14 protein-coding genes are annotated in these 16,885 nt (G+C 38.9%); 11 read left to right on the top strand and 3 right to left on the bottom strand.

The annotated features are described in order from the left end of the window. On the top strand, positions 1-966 hold a 966-nt coding region (locus tag AC2JBO_RS33280; protein ID WP_496957915.1), incomplete at its 5' end, for a relaxase/mobilization nuclease domain-containing protein. Positions 967-1,171: 205 nt separating this feature from the next. Beyond that, complete coding sequence (locus AC2JBO_RS33275; protein WP_496957914.1) at positions 1,172-1,366, top strand: hypothetical protein; 195 nt, start codon at positions 1,172-1,174, stop codon at positions 1,364-1,366. Here AC2JBO_RS33275 and AC2JBO_RS33270 read toward each other — a convergent pair. After that, positions 1,363-1,668, bottom strand: a complete 306-nt coding sequence (locus AC2JBO_RS33270; RefSeq protein WP_496957913.1) for a hypothetical protein — start codon at positions 1,666-1,668, stop codon at positions 1,363-1,365. The two genes, AC2JBO_RS33275 and AC2JBO_RS33270, sit on opposite strands and share 4 nt — an antisense overlap. Positions 1,669-1,736: 68 nt before the next feature. Then, positions 1,737-4,970, bottom strand: a complete 3,234-nt coding sequence (locus AC2JBO_RS33265) for a DUF3987 domain-containing protein (RefSeq protein ID WP_496957912.1) — start codon at positions 4,968-4,970, stop codon at positions 1,737-1,739. Positions 4,971-5,355: 385 nt separating this feature from the next. Here AC2JBO_RS33265 and AC2JBO_RS33260 point away from each other — a divergent pair, with 385 nt between their 5' ends. Beyond that, entirely contained in the window at positions 5,356-6,063 is a 708-nt protein-coding gene (locus tag AC2JBO_RS33260; protein ID WP_496957911.1) for a hypothetical protein, read from the top strand. Here the strand turns inward: AC2JBO_RS33260 and AC2JBO_RS33255 are convergent. Then, positions 6,055-6,318, bottom strand: a complete 264-nt coding sequence (locus AC2JBO_RS33255; RefSeq protein ID WP_224180441.1) for a hypothetical protein — start codon at positions 6,316-6,318, stop codon at positions 6,055-6,057. The genes AC2JBO_RS33260 and AC2JBO_RS33255 overlap by 9 nt on opposite strands. Positions 6,319-6,884: 566 nt before the next feature. On the opposite strand from AC2JBO_RS33255, the gene AC2JBO_RS33250 reads away from it, so the two are divergent. The 8 genes from AC2JBO_RS33250 to AC2JBO_RS33215 all read left to right on the top strand — a co-directional run. Continuing rightward, positions 6,885-7,340, top strand: a complete 456-nt coding sequence (locus AC2JBO_RS33250; protein WP_496957910.1) for a hypothetical protein — start codon at positions 6,885-6,887, stop codon at positions 7,338-7,340. Between the two features lie 12 nt (positions 7,341-7,352). Beyond that, positions 7,353-8,135, top strand: a complete 783-nt coding sequence (locus AC2JBO_RS33245) for a hypothetical protein (RefSeq protein ID WP_496957909.1) — start codon at positions 7,353-7,355, stop codon at positions 8,133-8,135. Beyond that, positions 8,104-8,520, top strand: coding sequence for a hypothetical protein (locus AC2JBO_RS33240; RefSeq protein WP_496957908.1), 417 nt, complete (start codon positions 8,104-8,106; stop codon positions 8,518-8,520). The genes AC2JBO_RS33245 and AC2JBO_RS33240 overlap by 32 nt, the downstream gene beginning before the upstream one ends. After that, a complete protein-coding gene (locus tag AC2JBO_RS33235; protein WP_496957907.1) occupies positions 8,471-9,082 on the top strand; it encodes a hypothetical protein in 612 nt (203 codons plus the stop codon). The genes AC2JBO_RS33240 and AC2JBO_RS33235 overlap by 50 nt, the downstream gene beginning before the upstream one ends. 17 nt (positions 9,083-9,099) lie before the next feature. Further along, complete coding sequence (locus AC2JBO_RS33230; RefSeq protein ID WP_496957906.1) at positions 9,100-9,651, top strand: hypothetical protein; 552 nt, start codon at positions 9,100-9,102, stop codon at positions 9,649-9,651. A 10-nt stretch (positions 9,652-9,661) separates the two neighbouring features. Continuing rightward, on the top strand, positions 9,662-11,074 hold the full coding sequence (locus tag AC2JBO_RS33225) for a P-loop NTPase family protein (protein ID WP_496957905.1): 1,413 nt from the start codon (positions 9,662-9,664) through the stop codon (positions 11,072-11,074). Between the two features lie 1,148 nt (positions 11,075-12,222). Next, positions 12,223-12,987: a hypothetical protein gene (locus AC2JBO_RS33220; RefSeq protein ID WP_496957904.1), complete on the top strand. Its 765-nt coding sequence runs from the start codon at positions 12,223-12,225 to the stop codon at positions 12,985-12,987. A gap of 227 nt (positions 12,988-13,214) precedes the next feature. Continuing rightward, the coding region (locus tag AC2JBO_RS33215) for an Ig-like domain-containing protein (protein WP_496957903.1) at positions 13,215-16,885 on the top strand (3,671 nt) is incomplete at its 3' end.

Here is a 16,885-nt window from a genome sequence, read left to right as displayed (position 1 = left end):
GATATAGCAAGCGATTTACGTAATGAATTACAATTTGATGATAATAACCATCAATATTTATTAGCATTACACACCGATGCTAAAGTCTTAAATACGGATGAAATCAGACCGCACCTGCATTTAATAGTCAATCGTGTTGATTATCAAGGTAAATGTAAAAACGATTATCTGGATTACATTAATATCCAAAAAGCTTTAAGGAAGATTGAACAGAAGTACGAACTGATTCCACAACAAAGTAGTTGGGAAGTTGAAGCTAAAAAGGGCACTCCATCCAGGGAAGAAGAAACCAAATTTATTCAAGATGCAATTAAACAAGCTGCTAACGATAAACCAGAAATGCCAACCTTTATCAGCAGGTTGTTAGCACAAAATATTGACGTGCAATGTAGAATTACCCGAACTGGTAAGCTGCAAGGTATTAGCTATTGTTACAACGATAAAGTTTTAAAAGGACGGCAAGTAGGACAAGATTATACGCACATCGGTATTCAATCAAAACTCGGTGTCGTACATAAACCAAGTCACAAACAGCAAATTGAATTGTTGATTAAAACCCATCAAGTCGATAATGATTTATCAACTGCTTCAACAAGTGACAGCAATAATGGTGATAGTAATTCGACTTCTTCTCTATCTGTATCTAACAACCTTTCTCAACAAAAGTACGCAAACGCAATTGCCCCAACTGTTCGTCTGTTATGGCTTCGGCAAAAACCAGACAAAGTTTTGAAGGGCAGCAAGTACGACCTCGAACTAGATGTTTCAACAATTTTGGTTAAGCGCAAGTCAGGGGAGGAAATCGCACAAATCTCACTCGATGTTGATAAGGCGCCACAAGGAATAGCACTTAACTCAGAAGATGTGGATAATTTCCGCTCCTTACAACAAATATTAGACAAGCACCTTGCCAAACAACAGCAGCAGCAGAAGCAACCCAAAAAAAGTAGCGGATTAGAGTTGTAGTTTGGTTAAAAGCAGTTACTACCTCAAAAATCAAAATTTTTATAGTAGTAACCAGATCGCTCGGATGTTATTGGGATAGAGCAAAGCACAAATCCCTCAACAACACAAAGTATCAAGAATTGGGAGCGTCACTGCCTTTTTGAGGCGTGTTCGCGCTCCCGCGAATTTGATATACTAAGCTCAAGCAAGTTACATAAACACAGCAATGGTACAAATTCCAGAAGAAAGCGAACTAATGGCTACTGTTTTCTTGAAGGACGGGTCAAAAGTCTCAGTTCCAATCTCCGAACTGGGAGAGTATCTCGAAGCCAATCAAGACTTAATCCAAGTACAGAAACTTAAAAGCCGTCGCGGCCCGATTCGTTCAAAGATTGCAGCAGAAACCAATCCCGCCGCTTAACTGTACAAAATCACGGTTACTGAGAGCAATTGACCATCGTAGTTTAGAGCTTCTAGTTTTTCCTGGCTTTTTGCAAGAAACACGTCGCATCCCCTAAAAAGCCGATACTCAGTTCGCGGATTGTCACCGGAACTGGGAATATATTCCTGTTCTGTACCTAGTTCCACATACGCCCATACATCTTTTCTCCCCTGTACCAATCCATCAACCCAGCCACCTGTAGTCGCCGATTCAAAGTCAGAGCGTGTAACTTTTACCCTCAATGCCATTTGTAGATACCCTTCACCAATTTTTACTTCCAAAACATTTTAATTGCTCGTTACTACCCTAAATTTTCCAAAAATTGGAATAGTAATTTATATTGGCGCCATTAGAATCCGTCGATAGGGTCGGGTAATAATTTCTCATATTTTTTTATTCCCCACTCGTAAAACCAAGCGGACTTACTCGCTGTACCGTCAACAAAACTTACCCTGTATTCTTTGGCGTGTGCGCTACGAGAATTAGATGGTACTTCTACAACTGTTCCAACCATCCCTTTGTATTTGCCTTTTGCTGTAATCTCTACTTCGGTTTGGGGTTCTATTTTTAAACTTGAGACGGTAGTGTCAGCAGTGTCAGCACTACTGTCAGCAGTAGTGTCAGCTGAACCAAGAGTCCCAACAGATTTAGTCACAGCAGGGGTTTCAGGCTCTTTTTTTGCGGTAGTGTCAGCAGTGTCAGCAGTGTCAGCTGGGGTATTAGAATCTGTTTTTTTGGCAAAATCTGCAACGTTGGCACCATTTGACGAAGAACTAGACGCCGAGTCACTAGCATCATTATTATTGGATGAATTATCCGACTCATCCTTATTTTCTTTTGAAGTGCTGACACTGCTGACACTGCTGACAGTAGATTTATTTTTTTCTTCAAATCCATCATTATCAACGTTTTCAGGGTTTTCCTCATTGCTGACAGTAGTGCTGACAGTAGCGCTGACACAGCTGACAGTAGGGATAAAAACAGTGGAATTTTTATTTTTTTCTATAACCCCATAACCAGAGGTTTCTAGTTCCTTGAAGTACTCTAGTACTTTATCCTTGGTGGTTCTACCCCCTAAACAGCTTCTAATTGCATCTCTGATGGATAACTTGCCTAGTCTCCGAGATTCTGTGAGCAGTTTTGTTAGCACTGCTGATAATTCACCTTTAGCAATCGCATTAGAGGAATGGATTAATTTGATTTGTCCAATGTAGAAGTTGGTCAGCTTAACTGCTCTCTCGATAATGTGTAGAGGTATCTCCGCCGGAACATCTGTTCCAGCACAAACATGCTCCAACACATGCAAATTAATAGCTATTCTCCCAATCCTGCCTTCAGATTTGGAATAAACTGCCCTCATCGCTGGGTCAGGACTACTAACACGTAGTTGTTCAAACTTGTTGTAAGCTTTCTGGTAGCATTTAAAGGCGCCTGGACTTAACTTGTAATAACACTTAAGTAAATTATCGACTTTAGAGTAAACTCCTGTTAGTAAGTCAGAGATATCTACCCCACCACCCAAGTCGTCGCTAAGAGTAGCAGCTTCAAGTGCTTGGTTTACAAAGATAAAGCGCGACCATTGCCCATCAGGGTCTTTTTCATCTTTCATCAAAGAATGTAAAACACTTGGTTGGGTGGCGCCAAAAATTGAAAGATAAGTTTTTGGTGAATAGCTATCAATGCCATCTTTTCTAAGTTCTAAATTCCCGCTGCCATCATAATAAGAAAGAATATCTTGGGCATCAGAACCGCGCCCACCACGGTACTGGTTTGCGGATTTAAAAAGTCCCGCTAGTTCATCAGCTAAGTACATTAAACTTTTATCTGGAACTCTAGCTGCTTGAGCTTTAATGGCTTCTCCAGTTGCACCAGTAAAATAATAAACCTTTAATTGTGGTTTTAAAGGTTCTTCTCCAACATCAACATCTTTATTTTTTTTATTTTCTGACCACGCTGCTAACTCGCGTTCGTACTCTCCTTTATTGTGTAGGTATATTCCATTTTCTCTGTTTTGTAATTCTCCCAATGGCTCTTTTACAATTGTTGAGAAAACTGGAGATTTACGTTGTCCTGTCTCTGAAACTGTTGCCCCATATAAAGTTGGAGGTACATGAAATCTTTGACCACTGTGAACAATCAACATTGTACCTACTTTATGCAAACTACTCACAGCTACTAAAAGCGTAGTCAGAATAACTGCTGGACTAATAGCCATCCACTTACAATATTGTGTTAAAGGATTTGCTAGTTTCTCCGGTAAAAAATCTGATAATTTCAGGTTTGCGTCGGCTAGCCCTAACAGTTCATCAACTTCTTTTAGATTTTCTTCTCTATTCTCGTCAACCTCAATTTCTGACTTGATAAGACGAGCTAATTTTTCTATATCCCGTAATGGCTTCTTTACGGATTCAGCTAGAGAAATAAAAGCAACATACTCTTCGCTATGCGATAAACCCCTTGACAGTATCTCAATCAATCGGTCGCGTAAGCTTAATTCTACAACTGGAGGATTCCCATCATTTCCACCACTATTACTAGAGCTTTTTTTGTTGAATTGTGAGGCGCCAAAGCTTTTACCTGTAGATTTATTTTGATTGTGCTTCCAGGCATTTACACAATTGGAGATTGCATCATCAGTTAACGTTGCAGTTGGGTTTGATTTTTCTGCTGACTGCCAAATCAAATCTGCTTCTTTTACATCTAAGGATGGTGAGCAGCGCGCGGCATATAAATCAAATAATTGTCTTGGATGTTCGCTGTATTGAATGCCCAAATATTGTAATCTCGCAGCAGTGCCAATTAAATTTCTGGCTAGTTTCGCGCCATTACTATTTCTGCTGCCCTCTGCGGCGCCGCTATCAATTAGCGCGCGGTCATCTTTACTTAGACATACCGATAAAGGTACATCACCTATTATTGGCGTATAATTGATTTCCGGTTCCAGTTGTGTTTTGGATTGAGGAATAACAGAGCGCAATTCTTCGTAACTGTATTTTTTACCCGAATTATTAATTATGCTCGTTGGATTAGCCCCAGCTTCTGAAATATGGAAGCATCCAGCCAGCCGCATTACCCTTGAGGAATTTTTTAGGGAACGGTCAGCATCAGCGTAATCTAATAAATCTGTTTGTAATGCTTTCCACTGTTCAGGGCTGCAATATTTATCAAGTACCCAGTAACTATGTATTGACTTCCCGCCCGTGTCTACCTGAAATGTTGGTTCTGGTAAACCCAACTCTTGCCACAGGATAGCTGAAATTTCTTTTGGCAAGTTGTCATGTTCATAAAAAATGGCACGACCGCTTGTCACTTCTTTATCGGTTTGCCCCCCACCATTAACAACAAAGTAAACACCCATACCATCTTCTTGATACTTTGTTGCTATGCGTATCAGTTCATTTGAACTTTTAGTTTGGGCTTTGCGTGCTGAATTTTCTTCTTTACAACGAGGGTCATCTTTTGGGTAAAAAGCTCGGATATAAACTGTGTCGCCTCTTTTGTAACCTAGTGCAACTAGGTGTTGGGATATTTGAGACTGGTCTAATCGAACGAATGTTTCGTTTTTTAAGTTTGCTGTGGTCATAAGTAAAAGATTCACGCACGTTTGCGCGCTCATGTGGAGCGAATCTCTTACCAATAGCCTTTTACAGTTGCTTCGATGAATGCTAATATATATGTAGCACGAATTAACTGCTTCCCTACCAAGGGAAAGCAATTGATAAGTGATTCGTTTGTACGGGAAGGAGCTGCCGGTTCTCAAAGACGTTCAAAGTTTGGTCGCAATGAGTGGGTCAATGAGAAATGGCTGGCAGACTCCAAAATTTAGACGATAAAGAATAATTTTTAATTACTCTTCACCTGCTGTTTACACTTTAACCTACTTTTGGTGATTTTATACTTAATACTACCAAAATCCGTAAATATAAAGTAGGGTTCTTAAAATATAGGTATCCAGCAGCATTAGAGTTATGGCAAGCTTAAAGCAATATTTGGTGTCAAGAAAGTCTGAGATGTTTTCTCAGAAAGAAGCAGAACTACTATCGGGATTTACCAGAAACCAGTTGCGTAAACTGGACGAAGCTGGCTTAGTGGTGCCAAATAGGGATACAGCTATTCTTTATACCTGGAATCAATTGATTTTTCTTAGGGTTTTAAATAAGCTGCGCCAAGACTGGAGTTTTAAGCAGCTTGAGCTTTTGTTCTTGGATTGTAAGCATAGCAAAGTAGGTTCGCTTGATAAGCTTATATATAATATAGATACAAATTTATCTGCAATATTAGTAGTTGATAAAGACGGTGAAGTAATCTTTGATGTTGTTAAGCAATTGAAGATTGATAATGAATTTACAGATTCTAATTTGAAAAAAGCCATATCATCTACATTAAACGGACAAAAATTAGATGAAGAATCTTTAAAAATAATTGCTTACATAGCTGAAAACTCTTTGTCAGACTCCAAAATATCAATTCGCAAGAGAACTCTTGTAGTTATCCCACAAGTAATTCAGGAGCTAATCGAGTTAGGCAAACAATTAAATATTAAGGATTTCGACTTAAAAATAGGTAAGTTGCTGCGTTCGGATAATGGTATTGCTGGAAGATTTGAAGGATTGATATCAGTAGCGTTCATGCTTCATTTTTATACATTATTTAGGTTTCTTACAGTTTCATTTTGAATCTTGGTTATCAAGAAGTTCCTTTAAGTCTGTTAGTGTCATTCCCTGACTTTGAGCCAAATCTTCAAGCTGTCGATTGATTAAATCAAAGTTTGCTTCCAATCGAGCCGAAATTATTTGACTAGCATAAGCGCTGGGAGTTTTGCCGCTGACAGCAGCCCAGTACTTCAACCTTTGAAGGTTATAGCGCGAGACGGTTATATTCAATCTGACATTTTCTTCAAGTGGCATTGCTTCTACTTGGGGCTTTGACATATTTATCCTCCTTTTAAAATACACCCTAGAGATACTAGACAGCTCCCTTCCAGAGATAACAGTTACATCTCAAGGTAAGAATAAGTTGTGCATAAAAACTTTATAGCATCTCTGGGCTATGCTTGTGCTATCTTTGTGCTATATAATTCTTATGTAGTCCAAAGGTTCAATGAATGCAGTTTTAGGGATTTAAACCCCCCTGCAACGCCGAACCCTATACGAGCAAAGGAGCCAAGCCAAAAGGAGCATTTATCCCAGAAATAAGAAAAATCGCGCTTTAAAAATCAAAATCACGACTGTAAAAATTGCAGTATCCGGACAGCATAAGGGATGCAGCGATTTAAGCTCAAAAAAGAACCGATTGTTAATTTTTATTTCATCGGATGCAGTTGTCAAAATCAATGAATCATTGCAGGAGTTTGTAAACAAATGTGTTTTTCACAGTCAGCAGCAATCACTCACTGAAAACTGACAGATTGCAGGCGTGATTTCAAAAATCAGTATTGTTACGGAGTGCTACCAGTTGCATAAAGTTGTTTCAAATACCTAAGTTTAGGGGTACTGAAATGAAAAAATTAGACCAAAAAGAAGCAAGAAACTTATTTGAGGAGGTACTTGGAAAGCGTATCAGTGATGCAAGTTGGTATCGTTTAAAGCCCGTGTTTGGAGATAATTTCCCCCTAATAAAACAGAATGTAACCTGGTTGGCGGAAATTAAAAAACAGTTACCAAAATGTGACTTAAGATTAGTCCCGGTTGTTAATTCTGTGAAGGTTGCCAATGAATTAATCGCGGGAAAGGAATCAAAAATAAGCGGGAAGGATTTACTGGAATTGTTCGACCAACACCAAATTACAATTCATCCCAACACGCTTACAAAGTGGTTTAAGCCGCTTAACGGATTCCGTCAAACTCGCGTGTACGAATTGAAGGAATTGTATCCTGTGATTTTGGCAGCACACACCTATAAGTTGCGGAAGGAAATAGAGAAGGCGCCTGAATTATTTATCCAAGCAAGTTAGTTAAGAGGAATTATGGCAACAGATTACATTAAACGGATTCAATCAAACTTATCGGGAAAAAAAATCAAACTTGGCAGACCCGCAATTAGGGAAGAGTTAGAGTTACTTGGTTATAGCAACGAAACCCTGACTGATGAATTGGCTATGTCAGTAATTAATACATTAGTAAGTAAGTTTGGTGGGGCAGAAACTAAACTTCTCCCGGATTATGAACCAAACAATGAACCAATTAGCGAACCAATTAATGTACTAAAAACGCAGGAACTGGAAACCTCTCAAGAAAATATTGATACGGATTTAGATACTTTCTCAGAGATTCATTTGATTACGGATACTAATTGTTCCGAAGAGATTGAAACAGTAACCGAATCTACAACGCTCTCAACCGAGCCTGAGAAAAATATCGAAACCGGAATAATTGTAAGCTCAGAGGAGAAGCATGATTTAGTAACAGCCCAATCATCCGTACTTGATGTTCAATTATCTGAACTGGAAACAATTGAATTATGCTCCCAGATACCGGACATATTTGATGATTATAAATCATTTGTAGATTCGGTAACTAGTGCTATAAAAGCCTTTGTAGATGACAAATTTGACCACCAGGAAACAAAAACAGTTGATGATTCTATCTCGGAACTAAGGCAGCACATAGCAGCGAGGCAGGCACGGTTAGATAGTAAATTCTCACAAGGTCTTAGCGAAGTAAAGGGGGACTTAGAGCAAATACGCTCAAATATCAAAAGCCGCCAAGTCGCAATCCTTGAAAGATTCAGAATCCCCGCCAAAACCTAAGCTATCAGGTGTAGTTGGGGGTCTAGGAATCTACTACCATTACAAAATTGATAAATGGGATATTCGCCCAATTGGTTGGGGAGTAATCTTGGTTTCTATAGGAGCGCCAGTAGCCTTAACCATTAACGAACATCGCAACCGAATCGAGCAGGTTCAAGCACTTTATCCAAACATTGATAAACGGGATTGTAATTACCAACAGCACCCGGAAGATAACAGGTTTTATTTAGTTTGTCCCGGTAATACGCTTGAAAAAGTAAAGCAGTTTAACGACGAATACGAGAGGAAAAGAGATGAGGATAAAAGACTTCGTAAGCGGAAGAGGGAACAACGTATTGAATCGATTAAAAAACGATTTAAATTTCTCCATCGATACTTTAAATAAGCAAACTTTGGGGGATGAGCAAGAACTTAAGGACTTGCGCGATACACATAAAGATGCCCAATTTATTAACGAATTTCTCCCCCAGATAGCGCAACAGTGGATTGATATCATTGAAGCTCAGGGAACCTATAACGAGAAGATTGCTAACATTATTGAGGCAGGTAGTAAGTATGGGTTAAAGGTATCCTCTTCACAAGCCGCAACGGTTTTGACTGAGGGTAACTATAACAACGGAATTACAGAAATTGATGCCGAATTATTGGCTGCTAGGTTATTACAGGAAACTAAGCACAATGATGAAATGGAATTTATCTCGATGCAGGCAGAGATAGTTAATGCTGAATACTCTGTTGATGCAAAAGATAAATTAATTAAACTGGTAAACCGCCCCTACCTCAAGCAATTAAAAACTGATTCAGATTACAAAAAAGCGAGGATGAAACATATTCTCGAACACGGTAGCGATTCGGAATTGGAGCGCATTAACTATAAGGATTATGTTGCAGAGGCTAGTAATCCGGTTACTCGTATCCTCGCGAAGTTGGGGTTTGTGTTTAGTTAAAATACCACACTTTAATTATGGCATTTTCATTTTTACAACAGGAAAATAAGGTAACTGACACCGAATATCCCGAAGACGTTCAAAAACAGATAGCGGAATTTGAGGCGAATTATAAAGCGGAGATTAGGAAGGAAGCGGGGATAGCAGAAAGGCTTACAAATTATTCTTATGTTGCAGCAGCTTATTTTGTAGGTAAAGCACTAATCGGAATAACATTTAACCCGACCTTGACCGCAGTCAGTGTGTTTACAATCGCGATGATTCCAGCTACCAGGGACTTAGATGGATTCAGAATAAATTACCACAATGGGAAACCAGAAATCGACAATATGCACAAACCTTTTTCAGTTATCGCCAAGATAGGAGGGGCAGGATTCTTAGTCTATGGTGTTCTCAATAATTACTACAGTTTAAAATCCGCAACCGAGCGAACCTATGAAGTTATTGAAACACAGAGAAAGGAGTTTGAAGGGGATAAAAGCCCTATCGCCATACCTCAAAGTATGGGTTTACTTATTAGCTTCCTCCTCATGATTGCAGCTTATTATTTTGTTCCAAAGCGAAAATAGGTACTGGTAAATGAAAAAGTTCTTGCACAAACACGGCACGGTAATAGCTTTGACACTGGCAGGATTTTTTCATTTAGTATCCCACATAGGCACCCAGTTCGAGCGCTATCAGATTTGTTTCGCTCCTTCAGAAAGGGCTTTTTGGGGCTGTGAGAAAGATATCGATTTAGTTGTGTTGAAACAATTATATGATTTATCCCTATACGGGGAGGGGAATGGTTCGGAATTTAAACGGGAATGGATAGATATAATCAAAAAATCAACTGTTGTAAGAGAAATTCCCGCTACCAACCCGGACATCCCTAAATATTCCCTAGCTGTGTTGGGATTAATTATTTACGCGCGGTACAATCAAGGGTTAAAAGCATCGGCACTACAAAACTCTTACTCTTCTGATTTGGAAGCTTTTAAAACTGAAGTGTACGAGAATTGGGTACATGGCTTTAACGAACGTAAGGTTATATTTAAGAAACAAGAATTCCAAGCAGAGCGAGATATTGCAACAGAAATAAATAAGCTTCGAGGTGAGGGACAATTAAAGCATTTACAGGAAGTGTTAAAACGTTCCAATACCATTGATGAAGCTAAATTTGATTTGGCACTGGAAGAGATAGCGGCATCTAAATCTGGATTTACGCGCGTCAAGGCTGAGAACCTAAGAGACGCTGCTAAAGCTGATAAAGAATCCCAGAAATTATTAGGTATGAAGAGTAGCGACCAGGAACCAGAAGGAGCAACATCAACTAAGCTCGAACTGGACGAACAATACCGCTGGATATATCAACTTCTCAAATTACCCTTCCGGGTTTTATCAGGGGAACAGGGAAGCGGTAAAAGCACCTTAGAACGGTTAATGATTCGGCTTCTTAAAGACAGCGGATACCACATTGTAATCGTTAACCCAGAAACTAATCCTAGTGTTTGGGGAGGAGTTCAGGTATTAACCGATGCTCCAGAAATTAACATATTTTTTGAAAGCTTCCCTGTAACAATTCAGGAGCGGAAACAACAAGCTATAGACATGGGAATTGACGAGGACGACTATTTAGATTGCCTCAAAGGTAAATCAGGTTTGGAGGGTAAAGTAGCAATATTTTTGATGGAAGCGAATACTTACGAAGTACACGGAGTTGACCCCGACCACTGGGCAAACTTCTTAAAACAATCCCTTACTAATATCAGGAAGTGGGGTTTTACAGTTTGTCTTACTGCCCATTCAGATAACCAAACTGCGGTTTCTAGTAAATTATCTGGATTCTCTAAGAATATTGATGCGGCGCCCAGAGTTGAATGTATTTCTGCTACCGATAAGGATGGAGAAGCAGTTTCTAGCGGTAAGGCTTGGCTCAAAATGAAGGGAGTTAACGACAAGGAGCCTGTGGAAGTTAGCTTGTACAATTATCCAAAAAGTAAAAAGTTTTAAAGCTAAATGAAAGCTATTGATAGTGGGACAAAAACCGCAACTACTTAAAGTAAATCGAGATAGTCAAGATTAATCGTACTCAGTATGTAATCCCTACTACCATAACCTACTGATAGCAGTAATGTGACACTTTAATTAAACCTAAGTGTTACAAGCGCTTATCAAAATCACCGTTATGTCAATCAAAACAGGGTTTCAGTTTATTCTTTTACTACTACAATCACCCCATAATCAAAACAGTTAGGTGTCACCTTACTTACACCACAGTTAAACCACACTGTCACCTGACTTACTATCACCGTTTATGTAGTACGCCTGAAGGTCGATGTGGTCAGAACTCTCTTGGTGACTGCATTTGACCGCAATTGGCATGTCAAATAATGCAGTACGTTTTGGGTGGTGTCATGCTTGCTGACAAGGTATGTTGAATGGGGTTATTCACACCGCGCGCTCCCACGAGTGGAAATCAATATTATTGATAATAAATAGTATTATCAAATACTACAAAAATAGTAATAGTAAAGGCGCTCCCTTAAGACAGCGTAACCCATACTATTGATACGCAGCACTCAAGGGAGCGCGGTATCTTGGCGCGTCCCTTGAGTAACGCTATAAGGTCACGTTAGAAAAGGGGGAAATATAAAGATAAGATTTATATGCAGCTTGTTTTGACGTAAACTCGTGCAAGTTTTTCGCCTCAAACTACGCTTCTATACTGAGCCTCAAGGAGTATATAGTATCATCAAGCACTATAATAATCTTTAAGTACGTAAGTAGCGATGCGAACGAACTTTTTAGCTAAAACTTTTATCAAACAGTCTTTTCACAGAATAATGACTACTTGTTGCCCTTATTAACCCACGATTAAGACTACGTATATTCCACAATGAACACTTTTGCCCGGACATGGGTATAAATAACATTTGCGTTTTTTGTTAAGTAAATTAAAACAGTAATAAGCACATCTAACCTAAGAAATAAAGACAACTCAATTACCTGTAATTATGGTTTAAATGCCATACATCTATAACGTAATTGACCAGATAAGAGATTATCTGGTTTATAGTGGCGTATGTTTTAACGCGCTCATAATCTTTCAGAACGTGCTTTAAGAGACAAGCGCACATCTACCTTCATCCAATTTAATTATGAATCAACAGTTAAGCGGTTTAAATATTGATATTGTAATCGCTACAAGCAAACCAGTAAAATCTATCATTGAACCAGCATTTTTAGATGCTGCGAATATTACTTCGGGAATGGAATTAGCTTCTGAACCAATATCTGCTCCTGGTTATGCACGCACGGAGTATAAAAAAGGGAAGAAGGGAAGTATTATTCTAACAGCAGAACAAAACCGAGTTGGATTTTCAGAAACACTCAACTCAGAAGATAACGAGGCGCCTGCTATTATAAGAATGTCTACAAGCTACACTCAAATGCTTCCTAATTTGGGATGTGAAGCGGTTGGAATTAATTTCCGAGGATTTTTAGCGTTTCCTGAAAACAAAGATGCTGCTTCAAGATACATAACATCAAACTTCCTTGCTAACTCTTCATTCACATCAATTGGTAAGTCACCAGTTCGTGCATCTATAAATTTGGTGTTCGACACAGAACGCTGTCCGGTGTATTTTAGCATAGCTGAAGCTGGTATGCGTTCTGAATCGGAAGAAACTACTACACCAATTGTTGTGTTCAGTGGTAGTTTCAGTTATGTTCTTAAAGGTGAAACGAGCGCAGAAAAATTAGCTTACATGCACGAATGTATTGGTAATTGGCAGTTTGATTATGCTGTGTTTACTGATATTATTAACAATCACTTCCTAGCACAAAACGTTGTCGAGCCAAGTTACCAACAAGTACCACAATTAGAAGCTGATAATCATTTATATGCTGCGGGTGCTGCTTAAGATCACTCATAAAGCATACGAACTTAATACAATAATAAGCTATTAGCTATAACACACTTATCAGCTAATAGCTATCGTGACATATATACAACATTTTTTTTGCAAACAAATAAAAATAATCGGCGCCACTCGAAGCAATAAAATTTGACAATTCGGCGCAATCATCAAATAAAAAACGCTTTTTAAAAACTTTACTTTACTTAAATTGACTTTAAAAGGGTAGCATAATGTCTAGTTCAAACGCGCAGAATAACAACGGTGTATTCGGTAATTCTTTAATTGATGATGCAACACTTGTCAAACCATTAACCGAAAGTCTAAAACCTTTAGATATAAAACCAGCAGAAAGCAACACACAGAACTATGACCCGTTTGCACCCCTTAATGATAAGTCTACTGATAGTAATACTGAATCTAAATTAACTGTAGCAAAACCTCTTGAACAACCATCTATATTTAATCAACCAGATATCTTTCCTGTTGTTACTCAACCAACGAGTACAAATAATAATAAAAATACTGATGCACTGACTGGGAATAACCAAAATACTCCACTATTAAACGCTGCATCACCTGACCCATTAATTGGTAATCCTAATAATTCAGCTTTAAGAACCACTGCAACGAGTTCAAGTACAACTAATATTCCTAATTTTGCTATCAGAAGTGAAGGTATTGTCACCGTCAATGGTAGTAGTGATTTTGATGGTGTACCTTCTGACTATAGCGATGATGCATTAATATATGCGGGTAAAGGATTTAACTTCAATGGTAGTCAAATTCTACCTGTACAACGAGATGCGTTAGGAAATCCTATTCGTGATGGACAACAAAGACAGGTACTTGTAGATAAAGCTGTTGCTGTCGCAGCAGGATATACAATTAGTAGTGGACCATCTAGCCAATACGCAGGATTAAATCCACCGCAAATTGTTCCAACTCAAACAATTAATGTACCCGCATACGTTGATGTTCGTGATGCTGAACTTTCAAGACGTATTCCATCTGGTACTCCCACCGTTACTTTTAACATCGCGCAAAATTCTATCAAGAATGCTAACGACTGGAATAGTAAATTCCCATCCGCAGGAACAGCAAGTAATCCTAAAGTTGTACGAGTAACTGGCGGCGCCTTAGAAATCCCAGCGAATGTTAATATCAATAATTATGTGATTATCGTCGAAACTGGAAATATCAGTTTCAAAGGTAATAATCAAAATCTCAATAACGTTGTTTTTGTTGCCAACAACGGTAATATAGACCTTGGCAACATGAAGTCTACGAATTTAGCTGCATTTGCTAGCGGTTCCATTACGATGAATGGAAATGCTAGGTTCACTGGTGGAACAACACTTGCTAGTGGTAGCAGTACAGGAAGCATTGCATTTAATGGTGCGAGTACAAGTATTAATGCAGCTGATGGTGTAAGAGCAATATCTCAGGGTACAATTAGTTTTAGCGGCGCCTCAAATACCCGTGGTTACTTCACTAGTGCCAAAGATTTTACATTTAATGGCAGTTCTGTTTTATACGGAACTATTTCTACTAAGGGTAACGTTACATTCAATGGAAGTTCAGTTGTTATCTACGCTGCTGACCCTAACTTAGATACAACTCCACCTGTAATTACCGCTTATTTAGAACAAGATACCGCGCGCAACAATACAACAAACACTGATAAAATCACTTCTAACCCTACAACTATTGTTAGTGTTACCGATGCAAGTTCTATAGTTGAACTATTTGCAAGATTTAACAACAATTCAAATGATACCTCGATTCTCACACTACGCGATGCTAACGGTAATCTGAGATTAACCAGAACTCAGTTAGAACAAATTAACGGTGGTGCGTTACCAGATGGTACTCATACTCTCAAAATACAAGCAAAAGATGCTTCAGGCAATACATCTAATTATGAATTCACATTTACTCTAGATACCACTGAACCAGCACCAACTAACCTTGATTTAACATCTTTAACTGATAGTGGTAGAAGTGATAGCGATAATATTACTAACAATACCACTCCTACAATTACTGGCAACGCACTTGCAGGCGCCAATGTACAATTATTTAATTCAGGACAAGTTATTGGACAAGCTACTGCTGACTCTACTGGCAAGTGGCAAATAACTAGCAGTACTCTAACTAACGGTAGCTATACTCTGACTGCAACTGCATCTGACATTGCTGGAAACACAAGTCTTCCATCCCAACCGCTACAAATTATTATCGACACACTTGCACCAACACCACCCAGTAACCTCAAATTAACCACCGCAACCGATACCGGAACGAGTAATAGTGATGGTATTACTAAAAATACTAATCCCACAATTACAGGGAATGCAGAAGCTAATTCTATTGTTAAGCTATATAAAGATGGATTGATTATTGGACAAACTACTGCTGCTGCAAACGGGGAATGGCAAGTTCAACTAGCAAACTTGAATAATGGACAACATGTATTTACAGCAACCGCAACTGATGTAGCTGGAAATATTAGCAGTCCATCTACTCAATATACTATTACCGTAGATACTCAAATCAATCCACCAAGTAATCTAGATTTAATTGCAACGAGCGATAGCGGCGCCTCGAATATTGATAATATTACTAAAATAACTACTCCCACCATCACTGGTAATGCTGAGTATGGTTCTATTGTTCAACTCTTCAATTCTGAACAACTGTTAGGACAAGCAACAACTGGTAATGATGGCAAATGGTCTATTACCACCAGTACCATAACCAACGGTACATATAACTTGACTGCTATTGCCACAGATATTGCAGGTAATATCAGTACACCTTCTACACCATTACAAATTACAATAGATGCTGCATTACCAGGAGTTACACTTACCACTTCTATTGATACACAACCTTTAAAGCAAGGCACCTTCTTAACTGGTAATGTAGATGGTACGGGTAGTTCTGTTATTGCGCTTCAATACCGCTTTGATAATTTAGCTGTAAAAGACATTCCTTTTAGTTTTACCGGAGTGTTTAACGAACAAATTGATTTTACAGGTATATCCAACGGTCAACACACTTTAACTATCATTGCCACAGATACCGCAGGTAATACCAAAACATCTATATATAATGTTACGGTCGCATTGGATAAAGACGCACCTGTAATTAATGCATCGCTACAACGAGATACCGCTGCAAACGGCGCCACAAATAACGATAAAATAACTTTTGACCCCAGTATTACAGGAACTGTTACAGACACAAGTGAGATTGTTGAATTTTTAGCTGGTTTTGGCAACAATCTTACAACTAACGTTTTACCTTACCGCAATGCTAGCGGTGTCTTTAACTTCGACCGCGCGCTGTTAGATACAATCAAAGGTGCTACACTACCAGATGGTCAGCATACTCTCAAGCTTCAAGCAAAAGACCAGTACGGTAATATATCAGCAATATTTGAACTCACCTTCACGCTTGACACCACCACACCCATACCCACGCTCAATTTAATCTCGACAAGCGATACAGGTATTAGTAATACCGATAAAATCACTAACGACTCTACCCCAACAATAACAGGAACATCTGAAGTCGGCGCCACCGTACAACTATATAATGGTTCGCAACTCGTTGGAGAAACGACTGCGAATAATTCTGGTGTTTGGCAAATTACCACATCTGACCTTACAGATGGTGTCAAGCAACTTTCAGTAACCGTTACCGACATCGCAGGTAATACAAATACTGGAACCCCACTTGGTATTACCGTTGACACTGCGTTACCACAACTGATTTTAACAACACCCCTCGAACAAACTACTTTAAAAGAGGGCGCCTTCTTAACTGGTAATATTAACGGTACAGGAAGTCCCATCACCGCATTAACATACCGCTTCAATAATTTATCGGAAATACC

It is taken from the genome of Calothrix sp. CBUCES-K 9914 (genome assembly GCF_059640475.1).
This window is presented reverse-complemented; position numbering and strand designations above follow the sequence as displayed.

What these genes read in the sequence shown, in the direction of transcription:
- AC2JBO_RS33275 (WP_496957914.1), top strand. Translation starts at nt 1,172, where the DNA reads ATGGTACAAATTCCAGAAGAAAGCGAACTAATGGCTACTGTTTTCTTG.
- AC2JBO_RS33265 (WP_496957912.1), bottom strand. Translation starts at nt 4,970, where the DNA reads ATGACCACAGCAAACTTAAAAAACGAAACATTCGTTCGATTAGACCAG.
- AC2JBO_RS33260 (WP_496957911.1), top strand. Translation starts at nt 5,356, where the DNA reads ATGGCAAGCTTAAAGCAATATTTGGTGTCAAGAAAGTCTGAGATGTTT.
- AC2JBO_RS33255 (WP_224180441.1), bottom strand. Translation starts at nt 6,318, where the DNA reads ATGTCAAAGCCCCAAGTAGAAGCAATGCCACTTGAAGAAAATGTCAGA.
- AC2JBO_RS33250 (WP_496957910.1), top strand. Translation starts at nt 6,885, where the DNA reads ATGAAAAAATTAGACCAAAAAGAAGCAAGAAACTTATTTGAGGAGGTA.
- AC2JBO_RS33245 (WP_496957909.1), top strand. Translation starts at nt 7,353, where the DNA reads ATGGCAACAGATTACATTAAACGGATTCAATCAAACTTATCGGGAAAA.
- AC2JBO_RS33230 (WP_496957906.1), top strand. Translation starts at nt 9,100, where the DNA reads ATGGCATTTTCATTTTTACAACAGGAAAATAAGGTAACTGACACCGAA.
- AC2JBO_RS33225 (WP_496957905.1), top strand. Translation starts at nt 9,662, where the DNA reads ATGAAAAAGTTCTTGCACAAACACGGCACGGTAATAGCTTTGACACTG.
- AC2JBO_RS33220 (WP_496957904.1), top strand. Translation starts at nt 12,223, where the DNA reads ATGAATCAACAGTTAAGCGGTTTAAATATTGATATTGTAATCGCTACA.